This window comes from Algoriphagus sp. CAU 1675 (assembly GCF_029222925.1).
Taxonomy (GTDB): Bacteria; Bacteroidota; Bacteroidia; order Cytophagales; family Cyclobacteriaceae; genus Algoriphagus.
The window spans coordinates 419,283-435,992 of sequence record NZ_JARHUI010000002.1; the positions used below are offsets into that span (position 1 = coordinate 419,283).

Consider the following 16,710-nt stretch of genomic DNA (forward strand, 5'->3'; position numbering starts at 1 on the left):
TAAAACCTCTATCAAAAAGCAAATTGGTACTGTAAGACCATCATTCCCTTTCGGGATGCAGAGGTATTTTTCACCAATTTCCCAGTAGATCCCTCTACCAGAATTGGCCGACTTTGATAATCTAAAGAAAGCTTGGATCTATGTCCTGCCTGAAGCCAGTTGACACCCAAATCAAAAACCGTGATCGGGTCTTGGATTCGTTCATAATCAGAGACGATCAATTGAGCATAAGGCTGTAGAGTACCGGATTTACCAAGCAAGTCATCTCTCATCAAATAACCGGCCTGAGCATAGTACACCTGACCTGTTCCGATTAAGGGAAATTTATTGCCTGCTCCGTTAAATGTTCCCTGAGAGTTCACCCCATTAGCGGAATTGATTGCTCCTCCATTCCTCAAATAATTAGGCCCAAAATCATAATCTATGAAAGCAGCATAGGCAGTAATAGCTGTTCCTTTATCCTTATTGATAGGAGCATCATAGAAAACGTCCAAACCCAATTGCTTACTCGCCTGCTGAAGTACAGGGCCTTGGGCAGTTTCTCGGTAATCCATCGCATTGTCCTGGTAGGAAAAACCTCCTCCTATATTGAATACATTCTTCTTGCCTAGGTAAGATCCTGTCATGTATGGAAACTGATTGCTTTCCTTATCCCTAAACTGCCACATCAAATAGGACTGGTAGTCCATAGAAGGAGCGGTAGTGCTGTAATAAGCTACTCCGGCAACCCCATCTGGCAAGGTAGGCACTGCACTTAATGCAGTCTGAATCGGGAAAGGATTGGAAGCGGAGAATCTATAGCCCAGTCCACCAAGTTGTCCTTTGGCATAGACACCCAATCTTCTAACAAATTGATCCGTAACATCATTGGTGGACTCCATGATATAAGGAAGGTCCATACCCAAAATACTTCCTACGGAAGAAGAAGAATACCGGGTAGTACCGTTCCATCCATGTAAGCCAGCCCCTATGGTCAATTTATCAGGTATAACAGCGTATTCCGCTGTCACATCATGCAAAAACAGGCCGGGCTTCCTGCCAGAAAGAGAACCAAAACTATTGATTCCAAATTGGGTATACACAAATATCTGATCGGTAATCTGACCAAACATCTGGTATCTCACCCGTCTTAAACCTACATCAAACCCATCATTTTTTGGTGTCCCATAGATTGTGGAGCCCGGGTTAAAGTCTGTATACCTCACCCATATCTGGGCCAGGCCAGTACCTTTTACCCAATGGGTTTTTTCTTCATTCAGAAAGACTTTTAAATCTTTGTCTCCCTGAGCCTCACTTTTGTGTATTAAACCCGCCGTCAGAACCAGGCCGACGAAGAGTTTTTTCAAGATATTATTCACGAATTTTAGTGTTAAATAAAAGAAATAGAATTCCGGGGAGCCCTCAAAAAGGACTCCCGGAATGGTCTAACAGGTTAAAACTAAAGAAGAAATTAGGCGTTTACCAATTTTCTGGCAGCCAAATGATGACTGGATACCGCTTTATGATTTTCCAGACCGATGATTTTCACTGTACCACCGTGCTCCTCATATTCATGCTGGAAATGATGGAGATTCTCCATTACGGAGTGATCCACCAGCTTGGTATTTTTAAGGTCGATAGTCACATTGAAACCGGCTGGGATTTCTTCCAGCTTTCTTTTGATTCCCAAAAAGTTGGAAAAAACTGCGGCTTTATCGATTTCCACCAAATACTCGTTTCCTTCAAATGAAACTACTGTTGGAGCTTTAAAGAATGAGCTGATCGGAGTTCCGTTGATCAAATGGATGATCATTTTCAACACAATACCCGCAGCAATTCCAACCAACAAATCTTCGAAAATGGTGAAGAAAATAGTCACCAAGAAAATTGCCAATTGCTCTTTTCCGATTTTGAATGTATTAACAAACTCTTTAGGGTGAGCCAACTTGATACCTACAGTGATCAACATGGCAGCCAAAGCCGCATTTGGGATCATCTCAATAACAGGGGTAGCCAAAAGCACAAACAACAAAATGAAGAATCCATGGAAGAAGTTTGCCCAACGGGTTTTAGCGCCACTGTTGACATTGGCAGAACTACGGGCTACCTCAGAGATCATTGGAAGTCCTCCCAACAAAGCAGCCAAAGTATTACCAGCCCCTACTGCAATCAAATCCTTATCATTATTGGATTTTCTCTTATAAGGATCCACCAAGTCAATGGCTTTGACTGTAAGCAAGGACTCTAGAGTACCAACCAAGGCAAACATGATCACATATTTGATAAATACCCCAGCCTGAGATATACCAGAGAAATCCGCATTGAATTTCACGTTTTCAACAAAGTTCCCGATATGAAGCAATGCATATGCAGGTTCTGTATGTTCAAAATCCATAATCAACTCAGCAGGAATAGCGATCAACAACACCACCAATGGAGCGGGGATTTTCTTGATAGTCTGGTTTTTGATATAAGGCCAACCCATCATAACCGCCAAACTGACTGCCCCGACTAAAGTGGCTTTGGGGTCTAGATTGGCAATAAACTTCGGAATGGAAGAGATCATACCAAACACGCTTAATCCTTTGTACAACTCTGGATTCACATCCAAAAGTACAGGAACCTGTTTCGCGATGATGATAATACCAATCGCTGCCAACATACCGTGAATTGCAGAAAGGGGGAAAATATCGGCAAGCTTTCCTAGTTTGAAAACCCCAAACAGGATCTGTACCAAACCTGCAACCACCATGGCACCGAGCGCAAGTCTCCAACCTGCTTCACCACCTCCAAATTCGGCAACGGATCCCGCTACCACGACAATCAGACCAGCAGCTGGACCTTTGATGGTCATTCTGGAACCTGCAATAAAGCTTACTACTAAACCGCCAATAATAGCGGTCAACAAACCCATGATAGGCGGGAAATCAGAGGCCTTGGCAATACCCAAACTTAGAGGCATTGCTAATAGGAATACAACAAATCCGGCAGTAGCATCTGCTGACAAATTTTCTTTAAATCCTGCCCATCCGTCTTTTGGGGCCTGGAGTTTTGATGAATTTTTCATTAGGATAAATATTTTTTAAAGGTGAGGGTTCCTCACTTTGGATATGACTTAATTAGTTGACTTGGTTGATTTGAAGGCAAGTCCCCTTCTGTTTCTTGAGCTGCCTAAAGAGAATTTTCCCCTTCCTCTTCTGGAATAATCATCTTCTTCGGTGATGTCTAGTTTAGTCCCCAGGAATAATCTGGCGAATATCCTGACTGTCACCACTCCTTCCATGACAAAGGCAAGAGCAGCGAAGAGCGCCAGGAAGAATTGATCATCTTTGATATGGGAGAAAAGAAGGTCCACACCCAAGAAGGTTGGTGAAAGTGGGAATCCCATTAATCCAAGAGCACTGAGCAAAAACAGGAATGCCGGCACAGGATACCGTTTCACATATCCCTGATACTCATATAGTCCAGACTGACCTGTTTTGGCCTTCAACCAGGAAATAATTCCCAGTCCGCTCAAGCCAAAAACGATAACACCGCTCATGTAGATCGCAATTTCCCCCAAAGCAAACTGCTCATTCTCAGCAATCGCCAAGACCATCCACAAATGGTTCATGATAAGCAGAGTCCAGCTGAGTCGAGCAGACCTCCTTTCGGAAAAAGCCTTCAGCACCATCAACAAGGCAATGAATGAAAAGACAAAGGGTAAATAGAAATGGATGCTTTCCGGAATATTATATCCTATGACTAGCAAAACCACTCCCACCAAATAACTTGGCACGAAGTAAAAAAGAACTGATTTATAGGTCAGAAAATCCAACTTGTGCCCCAGACTTTTAAAAGGCCTAAAGACCAACTTGTTCATCAGCTTATCCAGGTTCCACTCCTTGATGCTCCATATATAGAAAGAAAGGAACAAGCGCTGGCTTAATCCGAATCTCTTTTTCTTTTCCTGAGGCTCAAACTCATAAAATTGCTCTCGGATCAGGTAACTTACAATAGAAGGAGAAACCAGCAATTGATAGGTTCTGAGGAAAGCATTTCCTGCAAAATGGATCAATGCGAGTACCTCAAATCCCGCTGCCACTTCTATAAACATGATCCCGATCTGGGTAAGCGATGCATAACCGACCTGAGTTTTCACGGAGGTTTGTACTCTCGCAATCATAGTGGAAAGCACCGCCGTGATCAATCCTATCGCTCCGATAATGAATCGTACTGCTATTTGATTTTCCCAGAATGGGAAAGTTCTCAACAGTAGAAACACACCCAAATGAACAGAAAGGGAGCCATAGAAAATGGCCGATGAAGGAGTTGGTCCCTCCATCGCTCTAGGCAACCAGGAAGAGAATGGGAATTGGGCTGACTTTGCAGCTGCTGCCAAAAGTAGAGCTACAGAGATAAACAGGCCGATTCCAGAATGTCCCAAAAGATGCTCAGAGACTAATTCTGCATTGTTGAGTTTCAGGAAGGTGACGTTTTCATGCCATAGGTGGTGACTTGCCCACATGGCCAGAATCATCCCTACATCCCCTATTCTATAGACAGAGAAAACCTTGATTGCATTTCGGGTCGGAAGGTAATTTTGTCGGTAAAAAGCCACCAAAAGAAACGAGGAAAGTCCCAAAACCTCCCAGCCTACAAACAAAGTCTCGAAATTACCGGCCAAAACGGTCACGTTGTAGCCTAAGTAAAAGAAGAGCACTGTATTGAAAAACCGCTTGTATCCGCTTTCACGGTGCAGGTAATAACGGCTATAGAATGTGATCAAGAAGGTCAATAAAGCCCCCATCAACACATAAACCGCACTAACCCTGTCAAAGAAAAAGTCCACCAAAAACTCAAAGTCATGGGATTTGTATAGGACAATTTCCTTCAGGTTCAGGGTTTCAAAACCCTGAATTGCCCAGAAGACCAGAAATACCAGAATACTGAGCAAATTGAGTCCTGCGGTATAAAATGCCACACGGGAAAGCAAATACTCCTTCCTTTCAGGTACCAATAGGCTTAATGCAAAACCGACAAGAGGTATCCCTATCATCAGTTGAATCCAAGTTGACAATTCCATTACATTGAGTCGATTAGGTAAACAGGCAAATTATCATGGGAGCTCATGAGCTTGTCCTTCAAATGATCCACATGGGAGATTGGAGTCAATGGCTCATAGATTTCAAAACCTCCATCCTTGAAGCGGTGGAAGGCTCCGGTGGCTGGATCCAACACAACAAAGTATACCCAGTAGTTTTTGATCCATTCATAAGTAGCCGGATTGGCAAGCAGTACATTCATGACTAACTCAGGGTCCTGCTCCACGATTAGCATCAGTCGAATTGGGTCATGGATTTCTACCATTTGATAAGGCAAGCCCGTTCTCAGGTCTCCATCAGCCCCGTTGGCCACACCAATCAGCCCCATCACGTTGTGAGGAAGTTTGGTGCCAGCCCCAAGCTTCTCATTATCCATTCTGGAGAAATAATACTCCAGGTTGATCCCTCCACAAACAGGAGCTGCTGCACCAAGGATTTTCGCCAATGACTTTCCGTCCGGATCCTTTCTGTAATCATAGGAATTCAGAAATGCTCTACGATCCAAGAAAAGTCCTTTGATGGTTGACTTTCTGGAGACAATACAAAGGCTATTGGTAGCATGGTTGTATTCAGGACGTGGTTCAAACAGGGAGAATGCACGTTTTTTCACTGCTTCATGTAGCTTATTCATTGGTTTCCCCTTAACCACTGTCTCAAATCTTCTAGCCCGCTCCATAGCATTTACATCGAGTGATTTGACAAAAAGCTCCTCATTCCAACCGTGAAGTTGAAGATTGCTTTCTGACAGGATTTCTACATCGTAGAATTCCATCTCGTCCTTCGTTGTATCATGCAAGCCTCCCAAAAACTGGGTGGTAACAGGTATCTCAATTCCTCTTTCGGCAAGAATTGCCCGAACCTTGGGATGGTTTCCCATGAAAGCCGCAACCCGCGCGTTTACCGAACCTGGCCTGCCGGAACAGGCTCCACAGTCATATCCAGCATAATGGGTATTGTTGATGCTGGAAGCTCCATGGCCAATCAGATACACGATTGGAGAAAATCTTTCTGTCAAGCCAATGCTTTTCAGCATACCTTCAACCCGGTCTGCCATTTCCTCCACTTTGAATCCTACCTGCAGACCGTCTTCGGTCTCGCCTGCATATTCGATGGAAAGAGTTCCCTTAGGGTCCATATGTTTGAAGGAAGAAACCTCCAAGGCAGAGCTGGAAGGCCGGAAAACATTGCGCACCAACCGCAAAGCAGACCAGAAGCCCAAGGTTTGGGCACTTAGCCAACCTCTGACAAGAGAGTGCGAATTCTGATGGAAGTGGGCATCGGTAGCCAGCTTTTTATGATTCGCGGTTTCTTTGATCAGGTATTTTGGAGTGACTGGAGCCGGGCAGACTTTGGTATGGAATTTTCCATATTCAGGTTGGAAATAAAATTCCACATTAAAGAACCCTGGTGTACCATAGGTGGCACAGGACGGATCCAAAATCTCCAAATGCCTGCGGATCGAACACTCCCGGTCATCTATACAGAACAATGCCTGGAAACTCGGTGCTTCCGGAGCGACAGGAGTCGGTTCGACGGAGGAAATCCCTGCCAAAACCTCATCATAATAGCTCCATTCGTAAGCTTCCTGCCAGCACTGTTGAACCAAATCGATCTCTTCAAACGGACTTGTTTCGAATAAATCCTTGGTTCTGTAATGGAAACGTACCCCAATTGGAATCCAGTTTTCTCCAAACTTCTGATCCAAAGCATCTACTTCCAAAAGACATTCAAACAGGATCAAGTCTTCCAAGGTGATTTTTTTGGAATCCAAAAGAGAGCCGGGATTACTTTCGAGGAAAGAAACCATTCCTGACCAACCCGGATGGGCAAACTGCTGGTCAAACAAATACCAACCATATGCTTCTGGATTTCCAACAAGAATTTCCAAAACCATTTCCAAACTGAGTTCCGGGTCGTTTAGCAAGGCAATCGCCCTCTTGCTTTTCAAAATGGAAGAAAAGCTCTCCTTTTGGATTTGTCTTACCGCATCCAAAAAGCCATTGGCTTCTAAAGGAAATGACCAAATGGAAATCCCCTGATCCAGATAACCTGAAAGCAATCTGAACAAAAAGGGATGGGTAATCTTATCTAAATTGAAATGATAATCTGCCTTCCAATGAGCTCTTAAACGCCCTACTTTGGAAGTTCTTGAATCAGTGATTTGCTGATCCAGTAGTTTTACTATCCAGTGATTTGCTTCATTTTTCCCGAAGTGTTCGATCAACACACGATTTAGAATATCGCCTTTGATTTTTCCTTCGCGATAGAGTTTTCGGTATTCTTCCAAAGACAGATAGCCTTTGTAACCGAATTGAGCGCCTGCCTGCTTCAATGCCTGATGAAAGGGCATGTGCTGAAAAGCATGCAGCGTGTTATGGTGGACAAAGTCCTTTAGCGGTGCTTGGGATGGTAGGAAATGCTTCAGTTCATGAAGTATTTCCTCCAAACCAAATGCACCCGCATGCAATGTATGGTCCATTAATTTATTAATCTGAGTGAGTTACGAATCAAGTTTCCGATAATTATGCATCGGAAAGTGACCGGATATGACCCGGCGAATCATCGTCCCTAAGGACAAAAAATCAACTCAGATGGATTTTCCAGGAATGGAAAAGGTCGTAAAGATGAAGGGGTTTTTTACTGGGTTTCTTATCAATAAAGGAGTATTCCTCTTTGTTAGAAACCAAGATTTTGGACAATAATGGAGAAGCTCCCAGCCCTTCGGGCATGAATACCAATCCTGCGTCCTCTTTTTCTTCTTCCTCAATTTCAATCCAAAATTGCTCCCGGGCATCCTCAATAGGGTCTGCAGGAAAATCAAAGATTGCTTGATTATGCTCTTTTGGAGAAAGGGAACTGGAAAATACAGCCTCGACAAATCCTACACTCTGTTCCCCTGAAAAGGACAGCAGTTGGAAAAAAAATAGAATCAGGCTGAGGATACTATTCATAGGGTTACTAAATCATTACAAATGTAAGAGAATTGTAAATCCATTAAAATATTTAATAATTATTTTTAGAATTTTTAATAGATCTCCCCAATCATTAAAAATCAGACATTTACAAACTGATATTAGTTCATTTTTTTTGTCAAAATGTAAAATAAATCCAGTCCTTGGTCTGCATCATCAACCAACAAATAATCCTCATGGGAAATTTCAACCACTGAATTTCCTTGTTGCTGATGGAGTTTTTTCCTATTCAGACGATTAAGAATTTCATAGGGCATTCTAAGCATCCATGCAGGAAGTCTATGTTGGAGGTCTAAAATATCAAAACGCATGATTTTCTGAACTGACTTACGGTTTGCTTCATGATAGGCCCAAACCTCCGCATTCCCTCCAATACCTTTGGCTTCCACCTGATCAAAAATGGAGGTACAAAGGTTTTTCAATTCCTGAGGTTTGTATTCCCTAATATGCCAGGGATTTCGTGAAAGAGTATAATTGATATTTGGAGTTGAAATGATGGCCTTTCCCCCGGGTTTCAAAACCCGATAAATCTCTTCCAGAAAAAGTCGGTCATTTTGAATGTGCTCAATGACTTGAAAACTCACAACGGTATCAAAGGAATTATCCTCCAAACCTGAGAAAGGTGGAATCACCGCCTGTCTGAAATCCACTTCTGGAAATCTTGATTTCAGGGATTCGATCACTTCCTCAATTTTGTCTATACCCAAATAAGATTCAGCAAGTGGCAATAAAGTCTCCACTCCTCTCCCCTCTCCACAGCCCACTTCCAGTAATTTTCCACTGATCCAAGGCTTGGCAGCAATGTATGCTTTCAGCAATCTTTGGTGGATTGGATTGTCACTGATCAACTTATCAGAGGCGATTTCCGTTGTATAGGTAGCCATTTAAAATTTTACTATTTTGGCAAAAGTAAGCTTAATTTTTAAAAACAGAGACCAACACCCAATGAAGCGAAATTCCATTCAATTACTGATTTTTTTATTTCTCTTCTCCGGATTGAATTTTACCGGATTTGCCCAAAAAAATATCAGTGATCTCAATCAGGCTCTGCGGTATTCCAGATATTCCAGGTTGGCCCTGAAAATCATTCCCATTAGAATATCAGATACTCAGTTCAAAGTCCAGTTTATTGCCGAGAAAATCGAAGAGAATCCTGAATTCAGTTCTTACAGTTTTTCCTATTCCATGCTTGCTGGATATCAAGATGAGTTGACTCCTGAAAAAAACATCCTTCTGACAGACCTGGACCTCAAAGCAGATACTGACCGACATTGGTTTTTTGAAAAAGAGCTGGATATACCTAGCGATAATACAGAATCAATCCTTTTGTTTTCAGCCTTGGACACCAGACAGGGAGATGAGTATTACTATCATATAGACCTGAAAAGCTCCTTTATTTTTGGCCACCCGACCTTTGGTGCCTATTATGCCAATTCGGTTCCTTTTGATCAGAGCTATCTGACAGCTGGGGAAGCCTTGCTTTTCAAAACCACAGCAGGACCTGGAATCCATGGATTTTATTATCCTATTGATTTTGACGTACCCTATCCTCCCATGGAAACCAAACCAGCCCCTGTTCCCAGAGAATTGGAAGTGGTAGACCAAGGCGAATTTCTGGCCAATATCCCCAAGGAACTGGATAAGATCGGATATTACTTTTTCCAGCAAGACACCAGTGACAATTCAGGGCTATTGATCAAGACAACCCACGAAGCTTTCCCCAAAGTCAACTCCTGGGATGAAATGATTCAGATGGTTACTTATATCTCAACAAGAAGTGAGCATGAGGCGCTGCTGCTTGCACAGGACAAAAAGAAAGCACTGGATGAGTATTGGATCAACATGGCTAGAAACCCGGAAACTGCAAAGGAACTGATCAGGGAATATTTTAGACAAGTAGAATTCGCCAATCTTCTATTCACTGACTTCAAGGAAGGTTGGAAAACAGACAAAGGAATGGTATATATTGTCATGGGACCTCCCCAAGAAGTCAACTTTTACCTCGACCGGGAAGTTTGGTCTTATCAAGGTATGGATGAGAGTTCAAAAATTCGCTTTACTTTTGCACGGGTAAAAAATATTCTGAACCCACATTATTACACCCTGAACCGATCTAGAGCCTACCAGCCAATTTGGTTCAAAAACATATCCCAATGGAGAAGCGGAAAGATGGCTTTTTGATAGAAAAAGGCGCACATGACAAAGATTTTATTTTTGGAACCAGAGCAGTCATGGAAGCCATACATGCAGGCAAGGAAATTGACAAAGTCCTCGTTCAGAAAGAGCTGAACAACGATCTAATCAAGGAACTTCTGCAGCTATGCAAATCAGAGAACCTTCCAGTGGTGCGGGTACCCGATGCCAAACTAAACCGGATTACCCGCAAAAACCACCAAGGGGTCATAGCTCAGATGTCAGCCATTGCCTATGCATCTTTGGATCACGTGATTGATAATTGTTATGCAGTTGGAAAATCTCCATTGATTCTTGTTTTAGATCATATCACTGATGTCCGGAACTTTGGTGCCATGGCAAGAACTGCAGAGTGCGCAGGAGTCGATGCGATTGTCATTCCTGAAAGAGGCAGTGCCCAAATCAACTCCGATGCAATCAAAACCTCCGCTGGAGCTTTGAATTTCATACCGGTGGCCCGGGTAAAAAACCTATTCTACACCTGCAGGGACCTTCAGAAAATGGGACTTCGCCTCGTAGCAGTTACTGAAAAAACTGATCGGGAAATGTATGAGGCAGACTTTTCCGCTCCCGTAGCTTTGGTTCTTGGCTCCGAAGAAGATGGGATTTCTCAGGAAATCATGGGGATTGTGGATGAAAAAGTCAAAATTCCTATGGCTGGAAATATTGAAAGCTTGAATGTTTCTGTTTCAGCTGGTGTCGCCATTTACGAAGCGATCCGACAAAGAAAGGCATAAAAACAAAAGAGGATTTCAAATGAAATCCTCTCCTTTTTTACGGGCATCCGATACGAACTCCCGGAATTTTTTCTCACTGTCCAAGGGGCAAATCAACAGTACATTTTCGGTTTCATTGACCAAATAGTTGTCCAGTCCCTGGACAACAACCAGTTTCCCACTTTCCGATTTGATATAACTGTTTCTGGTATCATAAAGGATGGCATTAGCCTCCAATACATTTTGGTTTTCGTCTTTTTCCCGCATATCATGAAGACTGTTCCAAGAACCCAAATCAGACCATCCAAAGTCTCCCAGGATAACATATACTTGATCAGACTTTTCCATCACTCCATAATCTATGGAAATGTTTTTCACCTGCATATAGGCTTTGGTGATGTGCTCTGCCTCGTTTACCTTTCCGAAAAAGCCCTCAACTTCCTCAAAAACCTCTGCCAAATCAGGCATATATTTTTCGAAAGCCTGAATCAAGCTATCACATCTCCAGACAAACATCCCTGAGTTCCATACAAAGTCCCCGCTTTCCAGAAAAGCTTTTGCAAGTTTGATATTTGGCTTTTCTGTAAAAGTCTTGACCTTTAGAGCATCTTCCCCATTTCCCTCCAGATACTGAATATACCCATATCCAGTTTCAGGTCGGTTTGGTTTGATCCCCAATGTGATCAATCTCCCCGGTTGCTGAGCCGCTTCAAGGGCTTTGCCAATGGTAGATACAAATTTTTTCTCCTGCAGAATCAGGTGATCTGCCGGAGTTACAATTAAGGTAGCATTTGGATCAAAGGAATTAACCTTGTAGGCAGCATAGGCTATACAGGTTGCGGTATTTTTCCGACTTGGTTCCCTTAGAATCTGTGAGTCCTTCAACTCAGGCAACTGCTCTTTTACCAGAGCAACGTATTTCCGGTAAGTCACCACGATAAACTGCTCGGGATCCGCTATTTCCCGGAATCTGTCGTAGGTCATTTGCAAAAGCGTACGGCCAGTCCCCAGTATATCCAAAAATTGTTTAGGGCGCTTCCTTCTGCTGTATGGCCAAAATCGGGTTCCAATGCCACCGGCCATGATAACTATATAAGGCTTTTCCTGCATGCTTTTCGTTAAACTATTCCTTCTTTCATTAATTCATGAATATGAACAAATCCGGCGATTTTTTCCCCATCCATAGCCACAAGTTGAGTGATATTGTAATTCCTCATCAGATTCAAGGCACGGATGGCATATTCGTCCTTTGAAATAGTTTTAGGATTGGGGGTCATGATGTCAGATGCTTTCAAAGATTGAATATTCAATGATTTTTGTAACATACGTCTAAGATCTCCATCGGTTATGATTCCCAACAAACAATCCTTTTCGTCAACCACGGCTGTGGCTCCGAGACGTTTTCCGGAGATTTCCAAGATGACCTCAGCAAGTCCCGAATCAGCTTTTACCTTGGGAAGCTGATCAACTGAAAGCAAATCACTGACTCTGAGATACAACTGTTTCCCGAGTGAACCACCCGGGTGGTATTTCGCAAAATCTTCTGGTGTAAAACCACGAGCTTCCAAGAGACAAACAGCCAATGCATCACCCATTGCAAGATGTGCGGTAGTACTGGTGGTAGGCGCCAGATTGTTAGGACAGGCTTCTTCCCCGATGGTGGCATTGAGTACAAAATCTGCCTGTTCGGCAAGGTAACTTTTAGTATTACTGACCAGAGCTACCAAAACAGATCCTAATTTTTTAAGCAGAGGAACCAAAACTTTGATCTCCGGCGTGTTGCCACTTTTGGAAATACAAATCACCACATCCTCTTTCTGGATCATACCCAAATCCCCGTGGATTGCATCAGCAGCATGCATAAAAAGAGCAGGGGTTCCGGTACTGTTCAGAGTCGCTACAATTTTATTGGCAATGATGGCGCTTTTGCCAATTCCAGTAATCACCACTCTTCCTTTGCTCTCCAAAATCTGCCCTACGCATGCCTCAAAATCAGCATCCAGATAGGTAACTAAATTTAAAATAGCTTCCGCTTCATTTTGCAGAACTCTGGTGGCTGTATTTCTAATATTTTTAGCTAAATTCAATTTTACCTGTGTTAATCACTAATTTTGTACAAAGGTATAAAAGTAATCGATCATTCCTGTTCACAGGCTTCATCTACCCTTTAAGCCCTTATTCAAGTGGAAGAAAAAGTAAAAGCAGAACTTAAAAGAATATTCGGCTTCAGTCAGTTCCGGGGAAATCAAGAGCCCATTGTTGATAATTTGCTCAAGCAGCGAAATACCTTCGTCATTATGCCAACGGGGGCTGGTAAATCCTTGTGTTATCAACTACCCGCTGTGGTCAAAGAAGGCACTGCAATCGTGATTTCTCCTTTGATCGCGCTGATGAAAAACCAGGTGGATCAACTTAACGCAATCGGAATCAATGCCCACTTTCTTAATTCAACCCTCAACAAGTCTGAAGTAAATAAGGTCAAAAGTGAGGTGTTGAGTAAAAAGACCAAATTGCTTTACGTAGCACCAGAATCCCTGACTAAGGAAGAAAACATCGCGTTTCTAAAAGAGGCAGACTTGAGTTTTGTGGCTATTGATGAGGCCCACTGCATTTCTGAATGGGGACATGACTTTCGGCCAGAATACCGAAAAATCAAATCAATTGTGGCCCAGATTGCACCAAACCTGCCCATAATTGCTCTTACAGCTACCGCAACTCCAAAAGTTCAGCAGGATATCCAACGGAACCTTCACATGGAAGAGGCGGACTTGTTCAAATCTTCCTTTAACCGGACCAACCTTTTTTACGAGGTGAGACCCAAAGTGAAGAACGAGTCCAAAAAGCAACTAATCAAATTCATCAAATCCCACAAAGGGAAATCTGGAATCATCTATTGCCTGAGCAGGAAAAAGGTAGAGGAAATCGCCGAACTCCTCCGAGTCAATCAGATCAATGCAGCCCCCTATCATGCTGGGTTGGAATCCGCTGTTCGGATCAAAAACCAGGATGATTTTCTCAATGAAGAGTTGGACGTGATCGTTGCGACCATTGCTTTCGGAATGGGAATCGACAAACCGGATGTCCGCTATGTAATTCACTACGATGTTCCTAAATCCCTTGAAGGCTATTACCAGGAAACAGGGCGAGCAGGTCGTGATGGACTGGAAGGTCATTGCCTGATGTTTTACAGATACGAAGACATCATCAAACTGGACAAGTTCAACAAGGACAAAGCCGTCACTGAACGGGAAAACGCTAAAATTCTTCTTCAGGAAATGGCCGCCTATGCAGAGACTGGAGTTTGCAGAAGAAAATTTATACTCAATTATTTCGGAGAAACTCTAGAGGAGGATTGTGGCTTCTGTGACAATTGTAAACGGGAACGCGAAACTTACGAAGGGATAGACTTTATCACTACAGCCTTGGAGGCTGTCAAGCAAACTACGGAGCGTTTTGGTCTAGAACATTTGGTCAAGGTCATCTTGGGAGAGAAAACCGATTACACAACCAGCTACAAGCATGATCAGCTTGCTGTATTTGGAAAAGGGAAAGATGAGTCCGAAAAGCTGTGGACCTCAGTTCTTCGACAGGCTATGATTCTGAACCTGTTGGAAAAGGACATCGAAAATTATGGAATTCTCAAATTGACTCCCAAGGGCAAGTCGTTTTTGGAGGCGCCTTATTCTGTGGAATTGTACAAAGACCATGACTTCGAAAAGGAAGTGGAAAATGAGCAACCTGAAGTTGAAGTTCGTAGCGGAGGGGTAGCCTATGATGAAAAGCTCTTTGAGCTCCTCAAAGCCGAACGTAAAAAAGTTGCCCGTGCCAAAGGGTTACCTCCTTATGTAATTTTCCAAGACCCTTCCTTAGAGGAAATGGCGACAATTTATCCAACCACCCGTGAGGAATTGGCACAAATCAATGGGGTCGGGATGGGAAAAGTGGCTAAATTTGGAGCACCTTTTCTAAAACTGATTGCGAATTATGTAGAGGAAAACGAGATTGAAACCGCTTCCGATGTGGTGGTCAAGTCTTCAGGTACACGTTCGAAAGTAAAAATTTCCATAATCCAGCAAATCGACCGCAAGATTGACCTGGATGAGATTGCTGAAAATCTCAACATTAGTATGGGTGAATTGCTTCAAGAAATTGAGCAGATTATCTATAGCGGAACCAAACTTAATATCGATTACTACATTCAGCACATCATGGATGAGGACAGAGAAGAAATCCTCCATGATTATTTTATGAATGCAGAAACCGACCATATTAAAGCAGCACTGGAAGAACTTGAGGATGAAGACTTCGCTGAGGACGAACTGCGGGTCTACAGAATCAAATTTATTTCGGAGCACGCAAATTAAACTGAACCTAGTAAATGAATATACTATTATTGGGAAGCGGAGGCCGAGAGCATGCCTTTGCTTGGAAAATTGCACAAAGTCCCAAGTGTAGCCAACTGTTTGTAGCACCTGGAAATGCAGGCACCTCTGAGGTCGCCAAAAATCTTCCCATCGCTGTCACCGATTTTGAAGGGATTAAAGCTGCAATACTCACCAACCAGATTGATTTAGTTGTAGTAGGGCCTGAAGAGCCTTTGGTCAAAGGCTTGGTAGACTTTCTACTTGCACAGGAAGAAACTCATGCCATCCCTGTAGTAGGGCCATCTCAATTAGGAGCGACCTTGGAGGGCAGCAAGGATTTTTCCAAGCTCTTTATGCAACGCAACAAGGTTCCAACTGCCGCCTATGAAACTTTCACTGCCGACCAACTGGAAGAAGGTCTGGCTTATTTGGATAAACAAAGCCTACCTATCGTTTTGAAAGCGGATGGCCTAGCCGCTGGAAAAGGCGTTTTGATCTGTGAAACCCTTGAAGACGCGAAGTCCTCTCTCAAGGAAATGTTGTTGGATCAAAAATTTGGAGAAGCATCCTCCAAGGTAGTTATCGAAGAATTTTTGACCGGGATTGAGCTATCTGTTTTTGTTGCTACGGACGGAAAGAGCTACCGGATTCTACCCGAAGCCAAGGACTACAAACGAATCGGTGAAGGCGACACTGGCTTGAACACCGGAGGAATGGGAGCTGTGAGTCCGGTGATCTTCGCAGATGCAGAATTCATGAAAAAGGTAGAAGACCGTGTGGTCAAACCTACCATCGCAGGACTCGCATCAGAGGATATTTCCTACAAGGGATTCCTTTTTATTGGACTAATGAATAATAATGGGGATCCATTCGTGATTGAATACAATGTCCGCATGGGAGATCCTGAAACAGAAGCCGTTCTCCCAAGAATCGAGAGTGATTTTGTTGATTTACTTTGGGCAATGGGAACCGGAGCCTTGAAAGATTACCAGCTTGAAATCTCCCCGGATTATGCCACCACGGTGGTCATGGTTAGCGGAGGCTATCCAGGATCCTATGAAAAAGGTTTTCCAATTTCACTTCCAGAAAAAGTCAGTGGAAGTGTTATTTTCCATGCTGGAACCGGGCTCAACCAAGAAGGCAAACTGGTGAACCAAGGAGGCAGGGTAATTGCGGTGACAGGAAGAGGAAAAGAGCTGAAAGAAGCTCTTGAAAATGCTTTTTCGACCGTAAACCAAATCCATTGGGAAGGCTCTTATTTCCGAAAGGATATTGGACAGGACATTTTGAAATTGATGAATTAAACCCAAAACTAATCGGGGCCAAGCCCTGCGCTCATATATGTCAGGATGTAGTAGTTGCGCTACCTCTTCAGGAGGAACCGGAGGTTGTCAAAATAACG

Annotated in this window: 12 protein-coding genes; 4 read left to right on the top strand and 8 right to left on the bottom strand. The window is 43.2% G+C overall.

Annotated elements, in window-relative coordinates:
* Window positions 1-11 precede the first annotated feature (11 nt).
* The 6 genes from P2G54_RS05785 to P2G54_RS05810 all read right to left on the bottom strand — a co-directional run bounded on the left by P2G54_RS05785 (window position 12) and on the right by P2G54_RS05810 (window position 8,919).
* Window positions 12-1,346, bottom strand: a complete 1,335-nt coding sequence (locus P2G54_RS05785) for a hypothetical protein (protein ID WP_275869114.1) — start codon at window positions 1,344-1,346, stop codon at window positions 12-14.
* A gap of 104 nt (window positions 1,347-1,450) precedes the next feature.
* Window positions 1,451-3,046: a SulP family inorganic anion transporter gene (locus P2G54_RS05790; protein ID WP_275869115.1), complete on the bottom strand. Its 1,596-nt coding sequence runs from the start codon at window positions 3,044-3,046 to the stop codon at window positions 1,451-1,453.
* A gap of 48 nt (window positions 3,047-3,094) precedes the next feature.
* Complete coding sequence (locus tag P2G54_RS05795; protein WP_275869117.1) at window positions 3,095-5,044, bottom strand: proton-conducting transporter membrane subunit; 1,950 nt, start codon at window positions 5,042-5,044, stop codon at window positions 3,095-3,097.
* Window positions 5,044-7,542: a DUF2309 domain-containing protein gene (locus tag P2G54_RS05800; protein ID WP_275869118.1), complete on the bottom strand. Its 2,499-nt coding sequence runs from the start codon at window positions 7,540-7,542 to the stop codon at window positions 5,044-5,046. The genes P2G54_RS05795 and P2G54_RS05800 overlap by 1 nt, the downstream gene beginning before the upstream one ends.
* Before the next feature lie 103 nt (window positions 7,543-7,645).
* Complete coding sequence (locus tag P2G54_RS05805; protein ID WP_275869120.1) at window positions 7,646-8,014, bottom strand: hypothetical protein; 369 nt, start codon at window positions 8,012-8,014, stop codon at window positions 7,646-7,648.
* A gap of 122 nt (window positions 8,015-8,136) precedes the next feature.
* The gene (locus tag P2G54_RS05810; RefSeq protein ID WP_275869121.1) at window positions 8,137-8,919 is read right to left on the bottom strand and encodes a class I SAM-dependent methyltransferase; all 783 of its coding nucleotides are present in this window, start codon (window positions 8,917-8,919) and stop codon (window positions 8,137-8,139) included.
* Window positions 8,920-8,980: 61 nt separating this feature from the next.
* Here P2G54_RS05810 and P2G54_RS05815 point away from each other — a divergent pair, with 61 nt between their 5' ends.
* Both P2G54_RS05815 and rlmB read left to right on the top strand, forming a co-directional pair.
* On the top strand, window positions 8,981-10,216 hold the full coding sequence (locus P2G54_RS05815) for a GWxTD domain-containing protein (RefSeq protein ID WP_275869123.1): 1,236 nt from the start codon (window positions 8,981-8,983) through the stop codon (window positions 10,214-10,216).
* Complete coding sequence (gene rlmB, locus P2G54_RS05820; RefSeq protein WP_275869124.1) at window positions 10,189-10,965, top strand: 23S rRNA (guanosine(2251)-2'-O)-methyltransferase RlmB; 777 nt, start codon at window positions 10,189-10,191, stop codon at window positions 10,963-10,965. The genes P2G54_RS05815 and rlmB overlap by 28 nt, the downstream gene beginning before the upstream one ends.
* A 15-nt stretch (window positions 10,966-10,980) precedes the next feature.
* Here the strand turns inward: rlmB and P2G54_RS05825 are convergent, their stop codons facing one another.
* Window positions 10,981-12,054: a mannose-1-phosphate guanylyltransferase gene (locus P2G54_RS05825; protein ID WP_275869126.1), complete on the bottom strand. Its 1,074-nt coding sequence runs from the start codon at window positions 12,052-12,054 to the stop codon at window positions 10,981-10,983.
* Window positions 12,055-12,062: 8 nt separating this feature from the next.
* Window positions 12,063-13,031 (bottom strand): KpsF/GutQ family sugar-phosphate isomerase, encoded by a 969-nt coding sequence (locus tag P2G54_RS05830; RefSeq protein ID WP_275869127.1) that lies wholly within the window; start codon window positions 13,029-13,031, stop codon window positions 12,063-12,065.
* 96 nt (window positions 13,032-13,127) lie between these two features.
* On the opposite strand from P2G54_RS05830, the gene recQ reads away from it, so the two are divergent.
* Together recQ and purD are read left to right on the top strand one after the other, a co-directional pair.
* Window positions 13,128-15,308 carry a DNA helicase RecQ gene (gene recQ, locus P2G54_RS05835; RefSeq protein WP_275869129.1) on the top strand — a complete coding sequence of 727 codons (2,181 nt, stop codon included), beginning with the start codon at window positions 13,128-13,130 and terminating at the stop codon, window positions 15,306-15,308.
* Window positions 15,309-15,322: 14 nt separating this feature from the next.
* On the top strand, window positions 15,323-16,612 hold the full coding sequence (purD, locus tag P2G54_RS05840; RefSeq protein WP_275869131.1) for a phosphoribosylamine--glycine ligase: 1,290 nt from the start codon (window positions 15,323-15,325) through the stop codon (window positions 16,610-16,612).
* The last annotated feature ends 98 nt before the right edge of the window (window positions 16,613-16,710 follow it).